This window comes from Oscillibacter sp. MSJ-31 (genome assembly GCF_018918025.1).
Lineage (GTDB): Bacteria > Bacillota > Clostridia > Oscillospirales > Oscillospiraceae > Hominicoprocola.
On the sequence record NZ_JAHLPT010000013.1, the window covers coordinates 12,390 to 30,618 of the forward strand.

Below are 18,229 nucleotides of genomic sequence, written 5' to 3' on the forward strand. Positions count from 1 at the left end.
TAGGTATGCAGGGCTGGACGCTTAGGTCCAGCCCTCTTCTTTTATAAAGGTGGAAACGTTACCGGATGATAGAACGGACGGAAAAAGCATCTTCAAAGAGAACGAGAAGGAGTTGCAGACATGGCACCGTTTGTATGGCACGATGAATTTTACAAGGAGTGCTATCCAAAGCTGTATGGATTGGCGTTGCGAAATGTCCACAACGCACAGCTTGCGCAGGACATGGTGCAGGAGGCTTTTCGCATTCTGTTCGAAAAATGGACGACTGGACAAATCCAGCCGGACGACCATATCGACGTGTGGCTGAAAACCGTGGTGGTAAACTGCTGCCGAACAGAAATGCAGAAAATGAGTTACCACGCAGACGCGCCGCTTTTAGATTCGGTCACAATACCCGGCGTGGATGAAGAACTCCCATTTGTCGACCGTCTGCCGCTCGGTTTGTCGGAGTCGGAAAAGAAGGTATTGCAATGCTTCTATGAGTACCGACTATCGCACAAAGATATTGCCCAGCTGTACGGCATTTCTCTGGAGGCCAGCCGCATGAAATTGTTCCGTGCAAGAATGCATTGTAGAGAACTTTTATTAAAGTGTGAAAAATATGTGTAACATTTTACCTGATTTGACAAATAAAGAGATGGAGGTGAATGAGATGCCTGATGCTCGCAAGCCCGCAACGTTTGGCAGTAACGATGGCCGGTTGGAGCAAATCCCGTGGCATTCGGAAAATGATCCGGAAGAAGCGATTCTGGATGAGCTGACTGACCTGTCAACGCGCGAAACACGCACGGACGCCGAACAGGCGCGCCTTGCGGAGTTGTTCGATCAGTTGGAGCAATTCGACCATTCGGAGAATACGCTTTCCGAGGAAGAAATAGAAGCACGTCTGCGCGAGCTGCACGAGCGCGTGCAGATGCCTTCTGCGGAAGACTCTGCCACTACTGCCGTGGCGCAAAAAAATAAATTAAAAAATGAAAAATCGATTGGCGATACGAAGACTTCATCTATACACTCCCGCAAAGCACTCAAACTTCTCCCGCTTGTCGCAGTTCTTGTTCTTTTGATCGGTACCGTGTCCGCGCAGGCCTTCGGTGAAAATTTCTTTGATTTGTTTGCTAAGTGGACGTCTGAGATATTCCATTTGGACGACAGCGCAAAGCCCGAAGCATCCATCGGCCATAATGACCTCGAAGAGGGCGAGGTGCGCGAATACGCCACGCCGCAGGAAATGCTCGACGATTTCGGCATCAAGGGGCAACTCATTCCAGCAGAGGTACCGGAGGAATTCGGTTCGCCAACCTGTTGGGCAAGCAATGATGAGAGTGGAGTAAAGCTACAAATTCTATATGAGAGTACAGGCCATTATATATTTTTTTGGTATAAGCAAATCAACAAGGATAGTACGAGTACCGTAGAAAAAGATGGCTGGACTGTCACCTCGTGGGATTTAGAAGGAATCAAACATTATCATTTTGTAGACAATGGTATTGAAAAAGTCGTATGGACTAATGGAGTATTTGAATGCCATGCCTCAGGTGATATGACCGAAGAAGAGATGTACCGGGTTATCGAGTCGATTTATGGAGGTTAAGATGAAAACCACATTTCGGAGAGTTGTTTGCCTTGTTATGACCCTTTGCCTTTTTTCTGCGATGACCTCCGCTTTCGCGCGATCCAGTTTGACTTTGGATGCGTATAGCGCAGGTTGCGCTGCGAAAAGTGGCGGTAAAATTGCAATCTGGATTGATGTAACGGGGAGAAATCCTCGGATGGATAAGATTGGGTCGGATGTAATCTACCTTTATGAGTCTACAGATGGTACACGCTACACCCGCGTAGCAATTTTCGAGCCAGAGGATTACCCTGCTATGCTGACTACGAATACGATCAGTTACTATAAAACTGTAGTCACCTATCAGGGTGTACCAGGGCGGTATTACTATGCGCTCGTCTACTGTTACGCCGAAAAAGGCGGTGTTTCAGACAGCAAGCCTTACGAGACTGCAACTGTCCGGGCTATCAGCTGATTGTATAATATATTCATACAATGAAAAAGCGGGCTTAAGCCCGCTTTTTCATTGCCTAAGCTAGCAAGAAACCATTATCAATCCGTCGAGCGCAAAGATTTTGTCGTATTCTCAAAAAATTTGTAACATTTTGCCGTAGTGAACAAATATAACCAATGGAACCATAGACGCAGGCCTGTCACAAAATTGTCTCTGATTGTAAATCAACATTGCGAAAACCAGCGACCTTATTGGATGGAATCTGTCAGTACTTTGTGTGAGAATTTTATGGAAGGAAGGATGAAAATGACGCTGCTTGAACAGTCACCCGCGTCGGCGAGCGTCTATGGAGCCCTTCGAAAACTCGGAGGGAGTGAACGAACCGTAGGATATTACTACGCCGCCTACGGCATACAGCTTGCTTTGGAGCAGCCACAGCGCATGGTCTTAGTCACAAAATGGCTGCAGCCCGACATTGCAAAGAAATATGAAACAACATCGGCGGCCGTCGAGCGTGGGATCAGGCTTTTGATCCACCACATGTGGAAGGCGCAGACGCCAGATTGGCAGGCGCTGTTTCCAAATGACAGACGTCCGACCGTATCCGAGCTTTTCCCTGTCGTGGTAGATTTTATTCGTAAGTGCTCAATAACAGCGAGTCAACTGTAAGACCAAATATCCCCTACATAGCCGGTCAGGTTTCAGATTGAAACCTCCCGGCTATATTTTTTGCAAAGGATGTGATGCACATGCCCGCCGACGCCCCCAATAGTCCTTCCAGACACGCCGCTGCACGGTCTTGATATTGCTCGCCGCAGAAAAATGCATGGTTTCCTCCTGCGGCGTATAGCCCGGAAACCAGCGTTGACAAATGTTTGCGCTTACTTCTTCAAAAACTCCGGATCGGTTTCGCGCACACGCTTGATCCACCGCCACAGCGTTACCGTGCTGATCCCAAGCTGTTCGGCTGCCGCTGCATGGCTGCCTTTGGCGCTTGAAAGGGCGGAGAGGATCCTTTCCCGCATTGCCATGTCCGCCTGAGACCGGGGCGGCTCGGCAGGATTCGGAAAAGAACGGTCCCCGGAAAACGCGATGTCAGAGGCATCTATAACATCTGTGTCGGAAAAGACGGCTAACCGCTCCGCTTCATTTCGCAGCTGGCGGATATTGCCGGGCCATGGCATTTTCTTCAAAAGCCCGACCGCGGCGGGGGTCAGTGTTTTATTCGGAGACTCCTGTGACAGAAAACGCTGCATCAGCAGCGGTATGTCCTCCGGCCGCTGCGTAAGGGGAGGAAGGTGAAGGGTAAGGACGCTCAGGCGGTAATACAGGTCGCTACGGAAACGGTGCTTATCCACCTCCTCCTGCAAATCGCGGTTTGTTGCCGCAATGATGCGGACATCAACTGGAATGACCTTGTTGTCCCCGATGCGAACGATCTCCTTTTCCTGTACAACGCGCAGAAGCTTGGCTTGAATGTCGAAGGGAAGTTCACCGATCTCATCGAGAAAAATCGTTCCCATGTGTGCCAACTCAAAGATGCCCGTTTTTCCTTCGGAAAGCGCGCCAGTAAACGCGCCGCGGACATAGCCGAACAGCTCACTTTCCAGAACGCTTGGCGACAGCGCCGCACAGTTGATTGCAACAAAAGGTCCGTTTGCACGGCGGCTTGCGTTGTGTATGCTTTGGGCAAACACCTCCTTACCGGTGCCAGTCTCGCCGGTAAGGAGAACGGTACCGGATGCCCATGCAATGCGCTTTGCGCGATCGATCGTGGTCCGGATCGAGGGGCTGTTTCCGATAATATCCGAAAAGGAGTGCTTTGCCACAAGGCCTTTCTGAGTGATCGCCGAGCGCAGTTTCTGCTCCAGCTTTTGAATTTGTGCGACCTTCTGCGCAGACACCACCGCACCGGAAAAAACCGAGCTGATAAAAATAGGCACGATGTCCATGACGATATTTTGACCGTCGTATTGATGAACCTTCTCGTGAAGTTCAACAGGGTGCTCCCGAAAGGCATTCCAGTTAACAGAGGGGATCAGCTCGGTGACGGTCGTGCTGCGCTCGGAAGATAGATGGAAGAATGACTGAGCGGCCGGATTAAATTCCGTGATGCAGCCATTTTCATCGACCTTGATCAGTATTTCGGAAACGGCGCTGAGAAACGCGGAAATGGTCTGGCTTTTTTCTTCATAGGCCGTGAGGGATCGGGCGGTATATTCCGCTTCGATCAGCGCCATTTCAATCATGTCCGTATCCGGATAATGAATGGCGCTTACAAAGCCAAGCGAATCCGCAACCCTCCGAATAGAATGGTTTCCGATCACCGCCTTGATGCCCTCCGCTTTCATCCCGCGCAGCGCTTCGGCAAATTCCTCCTGCAGCGTCTCGTCGGTCTTCCCGCGCCATTGAAAACTGCGAAATACCACATTTGGACCGAAAATATCCTTATACCTCTCTGCAACATGATGAAATTGATCGGAAAACCCCAAAACGGCGATCCTGTAAATGCCGCGGCGGCGCAGATCGTTGATCGCGTTTGCATAGGAGAAGTAGGAGGATCCGATATCCACCACAGTAGTCGGCAGATGCTCGCGCAAGTAGGTCGCTGTACGGCCGCGGCTCACAAAAACCTCTATGCCGTTTTCCATACACCGCTCTGCAATGCTGACCGCCTGGTCAAGCGTTGCTTCATAGACCGGATAGGACTTGCCGCCCTGCTGCAGGACAGTATTGACAGCCTGCGTCAGGGTCTGTGACACGGAAATAATTGCGATCTTGTTATTCGGCATTTGGAAATCGCCCCCTTACCTGTTTTATTATAACAGATATTACATTATATTGCAACATTGATATGAAATGAAATGTAATGTCCGATTGAGGAACCACAGCAAATCGGAACAGCAAGCGGAAGAAGTGGAAAGATTGGCACAAAAATGACTGCGTATTTTTGTGCAGAACAGAAAAACAGAGGAAGGTAAAAAGTTGGCACACTATTTGCTTGAATAAGAGCAGCGGCGCGCGCAAAATTTTTACAGAGGTGAATTTATCCATGAAAATTGTTGTAGGAGGATCGTTTCCTCCCGGTGCAACAGAACTGTTTCTAAAAGAGATCCCTGCCGAGTACAGCGCTGAGATCGTGACCGACCTTGAAGCATTGAAGAAGCGCACGGATATTGAAGTCCTGATCACGCGGGGCTTTGAGGTAACAAGAGAATTTATCGAACAGAATCCCAAGCTGAAGTTCATTCAGAAGTGGGGCTCCGGCCTGAACGCAGTTGATGTGCAGGCGGCAGGGGAGATGGGAATCCCTGTTTGCAATGTCCCCGGCGCGAATTCCTATGCGGTTTCCGAGCTGACGATCCTGCTGATGCTGGCAGTTTACCGCAACCTGCTGTATCACAACGCAAAGCTCAAGGCCGGCATTTGGAGCAAGAGCGACTTGGTGGAGCGTACCTACTGCCTGCGCGGCAAGACGATCGGCATCGTCGGAAGCGGACATATCGGCCGTTTGGTGGCAAAGAAGGTGCAGGCCTTTGATGCAGAAACGATTTATTACGATGTTGCGCGTCTGAGTCCGGAGGAGGAAGCCGCCCATCACATGACATTCGTACCGCTCGACGAGCTGCTCCGCACCTCTGACATCGTTACACTGCACATTCCGCTGCTTGAGAGCACCAAAAATTTTATCAGCAAGCGCGAGCTCGATCTGATGAAGCCGACGGCCGTGCTGATCAACGCGGCGCGCGGGGGACTTATCAATGAGCCGGACCTTCTCGACGCACTTGACCACGACCGGCTTATGGGCGCCGGACTCGATTGTCTGGTCAACGAAAAGGACAAGCTCCATGCCGACGACCCCATGCTTCATAACGATAAGATCACATTGATGCCTCATGTCGGCGGAACATCCAACGATCTTGCCCAGGAGATGGTGCCGCGCATGGCGGCAAATGCCGTCCGTTTTCTCAAGGGCGAACCGCTGCTCTCGGTTGCGAACCGGGAATATCTCTGTTAACGAAATAACGATCATTGCATTTCCTGCTCCGTTGGAGCTAAAATAAAGAAAACGAATGGAGAAAGATGAAAATGAAAAAATTGGTTGCACTATTCCTAGCACTTGCTATGACATTGGCGCTGGTGGCCTGCGGTCAGAAGGAGACGAATGAGCCGCAGGACAATCCGAAGCAGAACGACACCGAGCAGACGCAGACGACTGACTGGCCGAAAAAGAGCATTCAATTTGTCGTTCCCTATAATGCCGGCGGCGATACGGACTACTATGCCCGTGCAACCGCAAAGTATCTGGAAAAGGTCCTCGGCCAGTCCATCGTCGTTGTAAATACGGCCGGCGCGAGCGGCACGACCGGTGCGCTTTCCGTGCTCGATCAGGATGCCGACGGCTACTGCTTCCTCTTCGGTCACCAGTCTGTCCTCTTCAATCAGGCGGCCGGTACGGTCCCCTTTGACTACCTGACTGATTTTATCGCGGTCGGCAGCCCGCTGGTTGACCGCACCTACGGTCTATACTGCCACGCGGACGCCCCTTATTCCACGCTCGCCGAGCTTGCCGAATACTGTAAGGCGCACCCGGGTGAGGTCAGCACCATTGCTGCGACAGGCGGCTCCTCCGGCATGAATGTTGCGCTGATGGAAAAGGCTCTCGGCGGGATCCAGTTCCGCTGGGTCGAAGGCCCCAGCTCCTCGGCGGAAAAGCTCGCCGGCTTCCTTGGCGGCCAGTATGATCTGCTCACCGGCAACTTTGCGCAGTATAAGGATTACATTGCCGAAGGCACGATTGTTCCCCTTGGCAACTACGGCTCTGAGGATGTTCCCGTTTTGACAGAGCAGGGCGTTTACAGCTGGATCACGCAGGGCTACGATCACTCTGAGGACTATATGTTTATGCTGCGCGCCAAGGCCGGAACGGATCAGGCGATTATCGACAAGCTGGCAGATGCGCTTGCCCAGGTCTGCGAAGACGCTGATTATCAGGCAGAGATCGCCGTTTACAATGCTACGGTGGAGTTCCAAACAGGGGATGCCTGCGTCGCCTATGAGGAAGAATACTTCCAGAAGGCACAGGACTATCTTGCGCAGTAAACCTCGGATTTTCTGCAGAACCGCTGTCAGGAGTGAATCATGAAAATTAGTAAACGAATTAAGAACTGCAGTACCGCTGTGGTGCTGATACTGCTCTCGATCGCAGGGTATCTTTATTGCAAGGCCAACACGCTTGCATATGAAGGAGAAATCGGCTCGATGTATATGCCGAAGCTGCTCTTCGTCTGCCTGCTTGTGCTAAGCGTTTTGAAGCTCATCTATTCTCTCAAGGATGACCCGACGCCGATAGAGGTTAAAATCGACAAGAAGAAAATGCTCACCGGCATGGGAACGATCATTCTGATCGGTCTGTACTGCGTGCTGTTCAAGACGCTCGGCTTCGTGATCGTTACCTTCCTTTATCTGGTAGGGCAGATGGCGCTGTTCTGTCCGGGGAGAAAACGGTGGGGCCTGGTTGTTCTGATTGCACTCCTGGCAACGGCGGCAACCTATTTGATCTTTGCGGTGGCGTTCAGCCTGATGCTGCCGCTTGGTCCGCTCAAAAACATTCTGATCTGGTAAGAAAGGGGGAGAGAACACAATGATGATGGAAGGTATTATGTCAGTAGTGACCTCTCCGTCCTGCTGGGCGTTGATTGCTCTTGGTACCGTAATCGGGCTGATTTTCGGCGCCATTCCGGGCCTGTCGGCACCGATGGCGATGGTGCTGTGTCTGCCGATGTCCTTTGCGCTTGAGCCGGTCGAGGGCATTTCACTGCTCATCGCACTGTATGTGGGAAGTACATCGGGTGGCCTGATTTCGGCCATTCTGCTGGAGATCCCGGGAACTCCGGCGTCGATCGCAACGGTGTTTGACGGCGGGCCGATGGCCCGAAACGGAGAAGCGGGCAGAGCGCTTGGCATCGGCATCCTGTATTCGTTTATCGGTGGTGTGATCAGCACGGTCGCGCTGGTGATCGGCGCAAAGGCGCTGGCGTCCTTTGCCCTGAAGTTTACGCCGTTTGAGTATTTTGCGATCGCGGTTTTCTCGCTCACCGTTATTGCGAGCCTTGCGGGAAAATCCATTATTGACGGATTGATCAGCGGTGTGCTGGGCTTTCTGGTCGCTATGGTGGGAATGTCCCCGCTGGGGCAAGTCCGATTCACCTTTGGCAATCACAATCTCCTCTCCGGCATCGACACCGTACCAATCTTAATTGGCATCTACGCCATCGGCGCGATCATTTCCAACGCCTTTGGCGATGTGAACAAGGGCGTCGGCGAGAAAAAGAGCTATAAGCTCGGCATGCCGGTCACTTGGAAGGAATTTATCGATCAGAGCTGGAACGCCATCCGCTCCGCTGTCATCGGCATCGTGATCGGCATTCTTCCCGGTATCGGAGGCAGCACAGCGGGACTGCTGTCTTACACGATGGCAAAGGATTCCTCCAAATACCCGGAGAAATTCGGCACCGGTATCATCGACGGCGTTGTTGCGTCGGAAACGGCGAACAATGCCGTGGTCGGCGGCTCCATGATCCCCCTGCTGACGCTTGGCATTCCCGGCAGCACGCCGGCATGCCTGCTGCTGGCCGGCCTCACCATTCACGGCATTACGCCGGGGCCTCTGGTTTTCAAAAACAACGGTGTTTTTATCTATGGCCTTTTTGCCGCCGTGTTCATCGCAAATATCGCCTTTGCCGTCATCGAGACGGCGGGCATCAAAGCCTTTGTCAAGCTGCTGGATATTCCCAAGTGGATCCTTTATCCCGTCATCATCGCCATGTGCGTGATCGGTGCCTATGCCAACAACAACCGCTATTTCGATGTGATCCTCGTATTTGCGTTCGGCCTTGCAACATATTTGCTCAAAAAGGTTGGACTGAATACGACCCCATTTATCATCGCCTACATTCTCGGCACGCTGGCCGAGACCAATTTGATCCGCGCCCTCAGCCAGAGCCAGGGCAGTTGGCTACCGTTTATCACCCGTCCGATCTCGGCTGTTATGCTGGCGGCGTCTGTGCTGTCGGTTACGCTGGTCATCCGTAAGCATATCAAAGCGAAGCGCGCCGGCAAGGAAATTGAAGCGGACGAAGAGGACTGATGCGAATGAAGAATCCAAAATACGCTTACACCGCGTCATATACCACAGAGAGTGCGGCCTATAACCGTTACTCTGCGGGGGACGGAGTTCATGTTTACAAAATTTCCGAAAACGGCGACATGTGGGACGAGATCCAATGCGTTCAGGAGCCGAATCCCGCGTTCATCGGATTTGGTCGAAACAAAGAGGTCATTTATGTTGCGCACAGCGCGTCACCCGAGCCTGTTTCTGGACTGGTGGCCTATGCGGTAGACAAGAAAAGCGGCCTGATGACAAAAATGGCGCGACAGCTTGATTTCGGTAAGCCGATCTGCTGCTTTTGCGTACATAAGAGCGACCAGTATATGGTGGCCGCAGACTTCAAGGGCACGATTTATGCGATCGCGCTGAATCAGGACGGCTCTCTGAAGGAAATTACCGATACCGTTGCCTTGGAAGGCGAACTTGGCCCGCTGACAAAGGTGCAAAAATGTTCCCGCCCGCATCACATCCCATTTGATCTGGATGGCAATTTCCTTGTTATTCCGGATAAGGGGTATGATTTGGTGCATGTTTACCGTCTGAATATCGACAGCGGCAAGCTGGAGAAGGTGAGTGAAACAGCGATCCGCCCCGCATCCTGCGCGCGTCATATGGCATTTCACCCCAATCGAAGGACTGTTTACATGGTCGCTGAATTTACCAGCAAGGTTTATGTATTTGACTATGACGCGCAGAAGGGCTGCCTTACAAAACGGCAGATCATTTCCGCGGAACGCAGTACCTATGTCGGGAATTATTGCAAAAGCTCGGAAATTGCAGTGCATCCGAATGGAAAGTTCCTCTATGTTTCCAACCGCGGCGACAATACGATCGGTGTTTTTGCAATCGACGCGCTTACGGGCGAATTAACGCCGCTTGCGTGGCAGGAGACGCAGGGCGAGATTCCGCGCTATTTCTGCCTGAGCGACGACGGTTCGACACTTTACGTCGGCAACCAAAAAAGTGGGAATGTGGCGGTATTTAACGTGGATGCTGAGAGCGGCATGCTGTTCTTCTGCGCTCCGCTGATCCCGGTACCGTGTCCGACGTGGATTCTGTTTTCAGAAAACGGCTAAAATCAAGGAGAAGTATCAAGTACAATGAATATCGGAAATCGAATTTTTACTGAGGTCAAGCGTCCGTCACGCGAACTGGTCGAGCAGTTCCGCGGTCTGCCCTCGAGCAACATCAATGACGAAATGAATCGCCTGTTTTGTATGCATGACTACATGAAGCTGCTCAACCGCGATAGCGCCGTGCAGCTGCTTGGTACGGCGATCACCGTCAAAGCGCCGATCGGCGACAATCTGTTTTTCCACGAGGCGCTTGATCTGGCACAGCCCGGCGACATTATCGTGGTCGACGGCGGCAGTGGCTGCAACCGCTCGCTCGCGGGTGAGATCATGATCCGCTTCGCCCAAATGAAGGGCCTTGCCGGCATCGTAGTCGATGGCTGCCTGCGCGACAGCGACGGCATTGAAACACTCACCATGCCTGTTTATGCCAAAGGAGTGACCCCGCAGGGACCGTTTAAGTTTGGACCCGGTGAAATAAATGTTCCTATCGCCTGCGGCGGTCAGGTCGTGTTCCCCGGCGATATTTTAGTGGGGGACAAGGACGGCATTGTTGTTATTCGGCCCAAGGACGCCGAAGCCGTTGCAAAAGCCGCGCAGGAGAAAAAGGAAAAAGAGGACAAGACCTTTGCCTCTATGAAGGCGGACTGGCAGGCTTATGCGCAAAAGCATATCGCCAGCACGCAAAAGCGCATGGACGGCAAGGGGATCGCGCTTCTCGACGAGCCGTACACGGAGACTTACAAGAGCTGAGCGGCTGCCGCGACGCCGATACCAGCAGAATAAAAAACATCAGCGGAAGCCGGAAAAAGGAAGGCTTCCGCTGATTATGTATTGCCTGGTATAAAAAAAATGTGCTATATTGAACCTATATAAATGGATTACTGAAGGGTGAGTTATGAAGCAGCGAATCGACTTTACACAAGGAAATATGCTTCGCTCGATCGTGCTGTTTTCGATCCCGCTCATCACGGGCGAGCTATTGCAGAATCTCTACAACAGCGTGGACGCGCTGGTGGTCGGGAATTTTGTCGATCAATATGCGCTGGCAGCGGTGACGGTGTGCGGCGTGATCGCCAACATGGTGGTCAACTTCTTCAACGGAATGTCTGTGGGGGCCAATATCGTTGTTGCAAAAGCGAGCGGGAGCGGAGACCGCGCGAGGATGCAGCTTGCAGTCCGCGCGGCGTTTTCGTTCGGCGTCGTGCTGGGCGTCGTGCTTTCCGTGCTCGGTATCCTGACCGTTCCGCAGTTACTCCGCTTTGCGGGCACGCAGGAGGATTATTTTGATGCGGCGCAGGTGTATCTGCGCATTTACCTCGCGGGACTGATGTTCACCGTGATCTACAACAATGCGGCAGGCATTCTGCGTGCGCTCGGCAGGGCGGACATTCCGTTTCGCATTTTGCTGGTCTCCTGTGGGATGAATATTGCGCTCGATCTGCTGCTGACCGGTGTGCTGCGTATGGGAATCGCCGGCGTCGGCCTTGCCACCGTGATCTCACAGGGCACCTCCGCCGTGCTGATCTATCGGGCGATCAACTGCTGTATTCAAGGGAACTGCTTCGACCTTGCGGAGATGCTCCATCGCGGAAAAGGCGTTGTCGCGGAGGTGCTGGGCGTCGGCGCGGCGGCGGGCATCCAAAGCGCTCTGATCGGCTTTTCCAACATTTTTGTGACACGATATATGAACTGGTTCAGCGCGGAAACGGTCGCCGGGATCGGCGTTGCGCAGCGGCTGGACCGCTTTGTGATCCTGCCGGCAAAATCGTTCGGCATCACGATGACGACCTGCGTGGGGCAGAATCTCGGTGCAGGCCATTATGAACGGATCCGAAAGGGCGAGCGGAACTGCATTGCGGTGGCGCTGGGGGGCACGCTTGCGCTCAGCGGGATCGTTTACTTCTTTGCGCCGCAGTGCGTGGCTCTGTTCAACGCGGAGCCGGAGGTGGTTGCCGTCGGCGTGGCGATGATGCATGTGCTCGCGCCGATGTTCTGGATCATGGCGCTCAGAGAGGTTTTACTCGGCGTACTGCGCGGCTGCGGACACAGCGTGGGGCCGACGATCCTGAGCCTCACCGGCATGGTTGGCGTGCGGCAAGTGTTTCTTGCATTTACGATGCGCAAAAGTGCGGCGGTGGAGTACATATACTATTGCTACCCCGTGGCGTGGGCGGCGACCCTGCTGCTGCTTTCTGCCTACTACATTATCGTGCGGAAAAGGCTGCTACCGGACGGAGAAAGATAGCTGACATCTCCGCGGACTCCTTATTGCATCTGCCGCCTGCGTTCTACGGAGGATGGAATCCCCATGGAAATGCGGTATTTTGCGACCGCACGGCGGCTGACCTTTATGCCGGAGGCGGCAAGCGCGCGGCAGATGGCTTCGTCGGACAACGGCGCATCGGGGTCTTCCGCTTGAATGAGTACACGAAGGTGCTGCTTGACGCTGTGTGAGGACAATTCCCCGTCTGCGCGGAGTGCCGCAGTAAAAAGGCTGCGGACAGGGATGGTTTTGCCTTGAAACTCGATATATTTGTTCTGCGCGGCACGGCTGACTGTAGAGACATTAACATGCATTTTCTCGGCGATCTGCTGCATGGTAATCGGGCGAAGCATACCACCGCGGCAGAAGTAATCCTCCTCGGCCTCCGCAAGCTCGCGGATAAGCCGGAGGAAGGTATCGCAGCGCGTGTGAATTCCGTTGACAAGCGTTTGCGCTTCGGAGAGCTTCTCCTTGAGGTACTGTGCGACCTCAGGCTCTGCCGCCCCCTGAAGCATTCGCGTATATTCTTCATTGATGGTGATACGGGGGAGAATGCGCTCATTCAGCTCGATCGTCAGGGTGCCATGTTCCGTGCGGAAAATGGCATCCGGCACAGCATAAGAGGCCTGCCGCCCGGATGAAAAGCCGCGTGCAGGGATCGGGTTAAGTGCAAGGATCGCCCTGCTTGCCTGCTTTATTTCGCTCACGCTGACGCCGAACCGCGCGGCCAGCGCAGGATAATTACGTGAACCAAGCAGATCCAGTCCGTTCTGTGCGATGGAAAGAGTAAGGTGGTTGAAGTCTGCACCCTGCACAAGCTGGAGGGCCAGACATTCCGAAAGGCTGCGTGCACCGACGCCGGGTGGGTCAAGCATCTGCACGGCATAAAGTGCTTGCTCAAGTGAAAAGACAGACTGCCCGGTCTCCGCCGACAGCTCCTCGAGCGGGCAGTCAAGATAACCTCGCTCATCCAAGCAATCAATCAGATAGAGGCAGAGCGGACGCATTTCGCTGTCCACCAGTTTTGATTGACCGATTTGATCGTGCAGGTAATCGCGGAAGGTCTTTTCCTTTGCAAATAAACTTCCGAGCTCCGGTTTGCGCTCTCCGCCCTGCGCTGCGGAGGAATAATCCGCCGAATGATACGGCTTGTCCCACACCGCAGCCGCTTCGGTCGGAAGCTCGACCTCAAAATAGGAGGGAGGCTGTATCTCCAACAGGGGATTGGACAGGCCAAGCTCTTGTATGTATTCGTTCAGCTCAAGCGCGGGCATTTGCAGGCAGTCCAAGGATTGCCGCATGGCCTGTGTCAACGCAAGACGCTGGGTCTGTATGACGCTTTGCTCTAACTTCATAGCCGGTCCCCCTTCGACACGGAATGGCATGGGAGAATGGAATCTCGACAGCAGCCGCAGGTTCCCTTTACATCAGGTTCCCTTTACATTATATTATATATAGAAAAAAATGCAATGAACACTCATTCTGCCTCATCGCCAAAGTTTGGCAGAAGCATTTTGCTTTCCTTTTATGATCGGTCTCACCCATGGTCAACGCAAACTAAGCTACCACACTTCTGCAAGCAAAAAGTCTGCAAGATGAACGATCTTGATGCCATTCTCAATACCGGTAGCGAAGCATATCGTTATCGTTAGACAAGTACGCATTCTCTCCACAATTGGTCTCAGAGCCAAAGCCGGACGATACTGAAACATGAACATGTCAGCACGCAAAAGCGCATGGACGGCAAGGGGATCGCGCTTCTCGACGAGCCGTACGCGGAGGCTTACAAGAGCTGAGCGGCTGCCGCGACGCCGATACCAGCAGAATAAAAAACATCAGCGGAAGCCGGAAATTGAAGGCTTCCGCTGATTATGTATTTGTCTGGTACGAAAATAATGTGCTATATTGGACCTATATAAATGGATTACTGAAGGGTGAGAGATGAGACAGCGAATCGACTTTACACAAGGAAATATTATCAATGGGGAAAAAGGGTCGCTCACTCTGTTGTTCAAAAGGCCCTTTGCATCAGCGGGGGAGTGCCGCATAATTTCCCTTATCGGAGGGAAGGGGTCAAATGTTGTGCCAGACACGGCCGATACTTTCGTCGCGTTTTCATGCGACGCGGAGAATATGCCGGATTATGCCGAAGATAAGCTCACATTCTCTTCTGACGATGGCTGTTTGCACATTCATGCAGACGGCGTAAGTGCACACGCCGCGCGCCCGCAGGGTGGGGAAAATGCGATCGGTCGCCTGCTTTTGCTGCTTAGTACTTTGCCTCTCGCGGGGGAACAGAAGGACGCGATTGCTTTCCTCGCCGAAAAATTTGGCTTAGAGGTGTATGGCGAGGCGCTTGGCCTTTGTCATCATGATGATATTCCCGGCGAGCTAACAGTCAACCTTGGCATGATTTCGCTGGACAACGGCGTGCTGAGTATACATCTGAATATCCGCACACCAGTTACGGCAAATGTTGAAACGATTCATGCCCAGCTATGCAGCCTGATGACAGAAAACGGGTTTGAGGAGGCGGAGGCAAAGATAAAGGCTCCACTCTATGTCCCGTCCGACAGCGTGCTTGTGCAAAAGCTCTCTGCGGCATTTGAAGGAATGACCGGCGAAAAAGCGTATACCCGCACGATCAGCGGAGGGACCTATGCAAAAGAAATGCCAAATGTAGTGGCGTTTGGGCCGAATTGGCCCGGAGAACCGCCGCTGATCCACCGTGCAAATGAGTATATGGAGCTTGAAAAGCTCAAAAAGCATGTGCGAATCACCGCCGCTGCCATGTATGAGCTTGCAAGATGACTGGTCGATGCAGTAGTACGATAAACGTATAGGAGTATAGTGAAGCATAAAACTTTCTTGGCCAGCAGCTCAAAAGCTGCTGGCCGTTTTTTGGTCAAATCCGAAACATGGAAGGGCCGGATAATCCACATGGTGAAACGCACTCCCATTATATTGCACAATAGCATTTTGGAATATTATCTTTTTTGTCGAATTTAGCATAGACCGGGAAAATACTCTTGACTTTTTCCAAAATATCTTATTATAATTCCATTATACAGAATAAAATTCCGTTCTATGGAATGTAAGGGAGACAGTCGTGCAAACAGACGCAAAACGAAAGGACTCCGTTCGGGTGGTCGAGCGGACAATTGACATTCTTCAGACCTTTACCGCCGAAAAGCAGGAGCTTTCTCTCTCCGAGGTTGCACTGGCGGCTGATCTGCCAAAAACAACGGCTTACCGTATTCTCTCCACACTTGAACAGCGGAATTTGGTCGTGCTCGACACACAGCAGGCAAAATACCGGTTAGGGTATGAATTTATCCGTATGGGAAGCGTAGCGCAGGCAGGCAACTCACTGCCGCGTGTGGCGCGCGCGGACATGGAGTGGGTCACGAAGCAGACCGGCCAAACCTGCAACCTGTACATCCGCGACGGCATGGAACGGCGGTGCATCGCGCAGGTGGAAGGGACGGAATATGTCCGCCGCTTTTCGTTCCTTGGCGCGAAGTATCCGCTCTACTGCGGCGCGGGCAAGCTGCTGCTGGCCTATGCCGAACCCGCATTCCGGGAGATGTATTTCCACACGGTAAAGCTGGAGCGGTACACAGAAAACACGGTCATGGACAGGGACACGCTTGAGCGCGAGTTGGACGAGATCCGTTCCGCTGGATACTCCGCCACGCGGGGCGAGCGCGACGCGCTCACAGCAATGGTGTCCGTTCCACTCGTCGACTATACAGGCCGGGTGGTCGCGACGATCACTGTTTCCGGCCCCGTCTATCTCTTCACGGAGAAAAACGTCCAGCAGTACCGCGCGTGCCTGACAAAGGCTGCCGGAAATATCTCGTCCAAGCTGGGCTATCGTTCCTGATAAATCAGAAATGCTTCCGCAGAACGGAAGCTTTCTTGATGTCAAATTTTTGAAACGCCGTTCCATTATACGGAACAGGAGGGAATATGGGATACACATTTGCTGAAAAGCTGATCGCGCGCAAGGCGCATCAGGAGGTCCATGCGGGGGACTGCGTGATCGTCGATGTGGACGTAATGATGGCGAGCGACACTACTGGGCCGATTGCCATCCGCGCCTTTGAGAACATGGGCGGCAAGCGCCTTGCCAAAAAGGGCAGCACGGTTTTTGTCCTTGACCACGCGACGCCATGCCCGAATGAGCGTATCGCGGGGCTGCACGACCTCATCCGCACTTTCTGCCGTGAGCAGGGGAGCGTGTTCTTCGACCAGAACTGCGGCGTGTGCCATCAGGTCATGCTGGAAAACCGCATTGTGCGCGAGGGCGACCTCGTACTCGGCGGCGACTCCCACACCTGCTCCTACGGCGCGGTCGGTGCCTTCTCCACGGGCGTCGGCTCGACCGACCTCGGCGCGGCCATGCTGACCGGAAAGACATGGCTGCGCGTCCCTGAGACGACGCGCATCGAGCTCACCGGTGCGCTGAGACACGGCGTGTACGCCAAGGATGCCATTTTGAAGATCATCGGCGACCTGACCAGCGATGGCGTAACCTACCAGTCCGTGGAATTTGCCGGCGACGGCTTCGCCCGCTTCACGCAGGAAGAGGCGACGACGGTGTGCAACATGACGATTGAGATGGGCGGAAAGAACGGCGTATTTGTCTCCGCCTTAACCGACCCGAGCCTGATCCCGGACGCAGACGCGCGCTATAACCGTGTGCTGTGTTACCGCGCGGAAGAGATCGTTCCGATGATTTCCTGTCCGCACACGGTCGACAACGTCAAAACCGTGGTGGAGGCAGCCGGCACGAAGATCGAGGTGGCCTACATCGGCAGCTGCACCAACGGACGGCTGAGCGATCTGGCCGTGGCTGCTGAAATTTTAAAAGGGAGGCATGCCGCGCCGGGCGTGCGTCTGATGGTTTGCCCGGCCTCGAATCTGATCCTTAAGCAGGCCGCCGCGCTGGGCTATCTGGACACATTTATCGACGCAGGCGCAACGATCGTCACGCCGGGGTGCAGTCTCTGTGTCGGCACGCTCGGCGGCGTTCCAGCCGATGGGGAGAACGTTCTCTCCACGACCAACCGCAACTTCAAGGGCCGCATGGGCAACAACAAGGCAAATATCTATTTGGCGTCGCCGGCGACCGCCGCGGTCTCCGCGCTCGCAGGCGTCATCACTGATCCGAGGGAGGTCATGGCACGATGAGCAAGGCACTCGTTTACGGCGACAGCATCAACACCGATCTGGTCATCGCGGGCAAGTACACCAAAACGCTGAACTTTCAGGACCTTGCCGACCACTGCATGGAGGACCTTGACCCGCGCTTCCGCGAGAAGGTCCGGCCCGGCGACGTGCTGGTCGCGGGCTGCAACTTCGGCTGTGGCTCCTCGCGCGAGCAGGCGCCGCTGGCTCTGAAGTATTCCGGTATCAGCGCAATCCTCGCCAAGTCCTTTGCCCGCATTTTTTACCGCAACGCCATCAACGTCGGCATCCCGGCGCTAATCTGCGATACTTCCTCCATCCGCGAGAGCGACGAGATCCGCATCGACATGGACCGCGGCATCGTCACCGTCAACGGGGAGCGGGAGATCAAATGTCAGGCGCTCTCGCCCATCATGCAGAGCATCCTGCACAGCGGCGGTCTGGTGGAGTTTTTAAAGGAAAAGGGCGACTTTACGCTCTGATCTGAAATTGGCATCCGCATATTTTTATCAATCATCGC

At 53.5% G+C, this 18,229-nt stretch carries 17 protein-coding genes; 15 read left to right on the forward strand and 2 right to left on the reverse strand.

Going from position 1 to position 18,229, the window contains the following annotated elements:
* The first annotated feature begins 120 nt into the window (after positions 1 to 120).
* The 4 genes from KQI17_RS09365 (at position 121) to KQI17_RS09380 (ending at position 2,675) form a co-directional block, all read left to right on the forward strand.
* Positions 121 to 609, forward strand: a complete 489-nt coding sequence (locus tag KQI17_RS09365; protein ID WP_216495894.1) for an RNA polymerase sigma factor — start codon at positions 121 to 123, stop codon at positions 607 to 609.
* Positions 602 to 1,591: a DUF4367 domain-containing protein gene (locus tag KQI17_RS09370; protein ID WP_253285759.1), complete on the forward strand. Its 990-nt coding sequence runs from the start codon at positions 602 to 604 to the stop codon at positions 1,589 to 1,591. The genes KQI17_RS09365 and KQI17_RS09370 overlap by 8 nt, the downstream gene beginning before the upstream one ends.
* A 1-nt stretch (position 1,592) precedes the next feature.
* A complete protein-coding gene (locus tag KQI17_RS09375) occupies positions 1,593 to 2,027 on the forward strand; it encodes a hypothetical protein (RefSeq protein ID WP_216495896.1) in 435 nt (144 codons plus the stop codon).
* 285 nt (positions 2,028 to 2,312) lie between these two features.
* Positions 2,313 to 2,675, forward strand: a complete 363-nt coding sequence (locus KQI17_RS09380) for a sporulation initiation factor Spo0A C-terminal domain-containing protein (protein ID WP_216495897.1) — start codon at positions 2,313 to 2,315, stop codon at positions 2,673 to 2,675.
* 212 nt (positions 2,676 to 2,887) lie between these two features.
* Here KQI17_RS09380 and KQI17_RS09385 read toward each other — a convergent pair whose 3' ends face one another.
* A complete protein-coding gene (locus KQI17_RS09385; protein ID WP_216495898.1) occupies positions 2,888 to 4,798 on the reverse strand; it encodes a sigma 54-interacting transcriptional regulator in 1,911 nt (636 codons plus the stop codon).
* A gap of 260 nt (positions 4,799 to 5,058) precedes the next feature.
* Here KQI17_RS09385 and KQI17_RS09390 point away from each other — a divergent pair, with 260 nt between their 5' ends.
* The 7 genes from KQI17_RS09390 to KQI17_RS09420 all read left to right on the forward strand — a co-directional run bounded on the left by KQI17_RS09390 (position 5,059) and on the right by KQI17_RS09420 (position 12,498).
* The gene (locus tag KQI17_RS09390; RefSeq protein ID WP_216495899.1) at positions 5,059 to 6,024 is read left to right on the forward strand and encodes a 2-hydroxyacid dehydrogenase; all 966 of its coding nucleotides are present in this window, start codon (positions 5,059 to 5,061) and stop codon (positions 6,022 to 6,024) included.
* Positions 6,025 to 6,131: 107 nt separating this feature from the next.
* Complete coding sequence (locus tag KQI17_RS09395; protein WP_216495900.1) at positions 6,132 to 7,109, forward strand: tripartite tricarboxylate transporter substrate binding protein; 978 nt, start codon at positions 6,132 to 6,134, stop codon at positions 7,107 to 7,109.
* Positions 7,110 to 7,148: 39 nt separating this feature from the next.
* Entirely contained in the window at positions 7,149 to 7,631 is a 483-nt protein-coding gene (locus KQI17_RS09400; RefSeq protein WP_216495901.1) for a tripartite tricarboxylate transporter TctB family protein, read from the forward strand.
* A gap of 19 nt (positions 7,632 to 7,650) precedes the next feature.
* Positions 7,651 to 9,156, forward strand: a complete 1,506-nt coding sequence (locus tag KQI17_RS09405; protein WP_216495902.1) for a tripartite tricarboxylate transporter permease — start codon at positions 7,651 to 7,653, stop codon at positions 9,154 to 9,156.
* 5 nt (positions 9,157 to 9,161) lie between these two features.
* Positions 9,162 to 10,253 (forward strand): lactonase family protein, encoded by a 1,092-nt coding sequence (locus KQI17_RS09410; protein ID WP_216495903.1) that lies wholly within the window; start codon positions 9,162 to 9,164, stop codon positions 10,251 to 10,253.
* A 24-nt stretch (positions 10,254 to 10,277) separates the two neighbouring features.
* Positions 10,278 to 11,003, forward strand: coding sequence for an RraA family protein (locus tag KQI17_RS09415; RefSeq protein ID WP_216495904.1), 726 nt, complete (start codon positions 10,278 to 10,280; stop codon positions 11,001 to 11,003).
* 145 nt (positions 11,004 to 11,148) lie between these two features.
* Entirely contained in the window at positions 11,149 to 12,498 is a 1,350-nt protein-coding gene (locus KQI17_RS09420) for an MATE family efflux transporter (protein WP_216495905.1), read from the forward strand.
* 20 nt (positions 12,499 to 12,518) lie between these two features.
* On the opposite strand, the gene rpoN is transcribed toward KQI17_RS09420, so the two are convergent.
* Positions 12,519 to 13,871 carry an RNA polymerase factor sigma-54 gene (gene rpoN, locus KQI17_RS09425; RefSeq protein WP_216495906.1) on the reverse strand — a complete coding sequence of 451 codons (1,353 nt, stop codon included), beginning with the start codon at positions 13,869 to 13,871 and terminating at the stop codon, positions 12,519 to 12,521.
* 586 nt (positions 13,872 to 14,457) lie between these two features.
* Here rpoN and KQI17_RS09430 point away from each other — a divergent pair.
* From KQI17_RS09430 to KQI17_RS09445, 4 genes are all read left to right on the forward strand, one after another.
* Entirely contained in the window at positions 14,458 to 15,327 is an 870-nt protein-coding gene (locus KQI17_RS09430; protein WP_216495907.1) for a M20/M25/M40 family metallo-hydrolase, read from the forward strand.
* Positions 15,328 to 15,625: 298 nt separating this feature from the next.
* Positions 15,626 to 16,402, forward strand: coding sequence for an IclR family transcriptional regulator (locus KQI17_RS13895; RefSeq protein WP_216495908.1), 777 nt, complete (start codon positions 15,626 to 15,628; stop codon positions 16,400 to 16,402).
* 86 nt (positions 16,403 to 16,488) lie between these two features.
* Positions 16,489 to 17,712, forward strand: a complete 1,224-nt coding sequence (locus tag KQI17_RS09440; RefSeq protein ID WP_216495909.1) for a 3-isopropylmalate dehydratase large subunit — start codon at positions 16,489 to 16,491, stop codon at positions 17,710 to 17,712.
* Positions 17,709 to 18,191: a 3-isopropylmalate dehydratase small subunit gene (locus KQI17_RS09445; RefSeq protein WP_216495910.1), complete on the forward strand. Its 483-nt coding sequence runs from the start codon at positions 17,709 to 17,711 to the stop codon at positions 18,189 to 18,191. Before KQI17_RS09440 ends, KQI17_RS09445 begins: the two co-directional genes overlap by 4 nt.
* Positions 18,192 to 18,229: the final 38 nt, after the last annotated feature.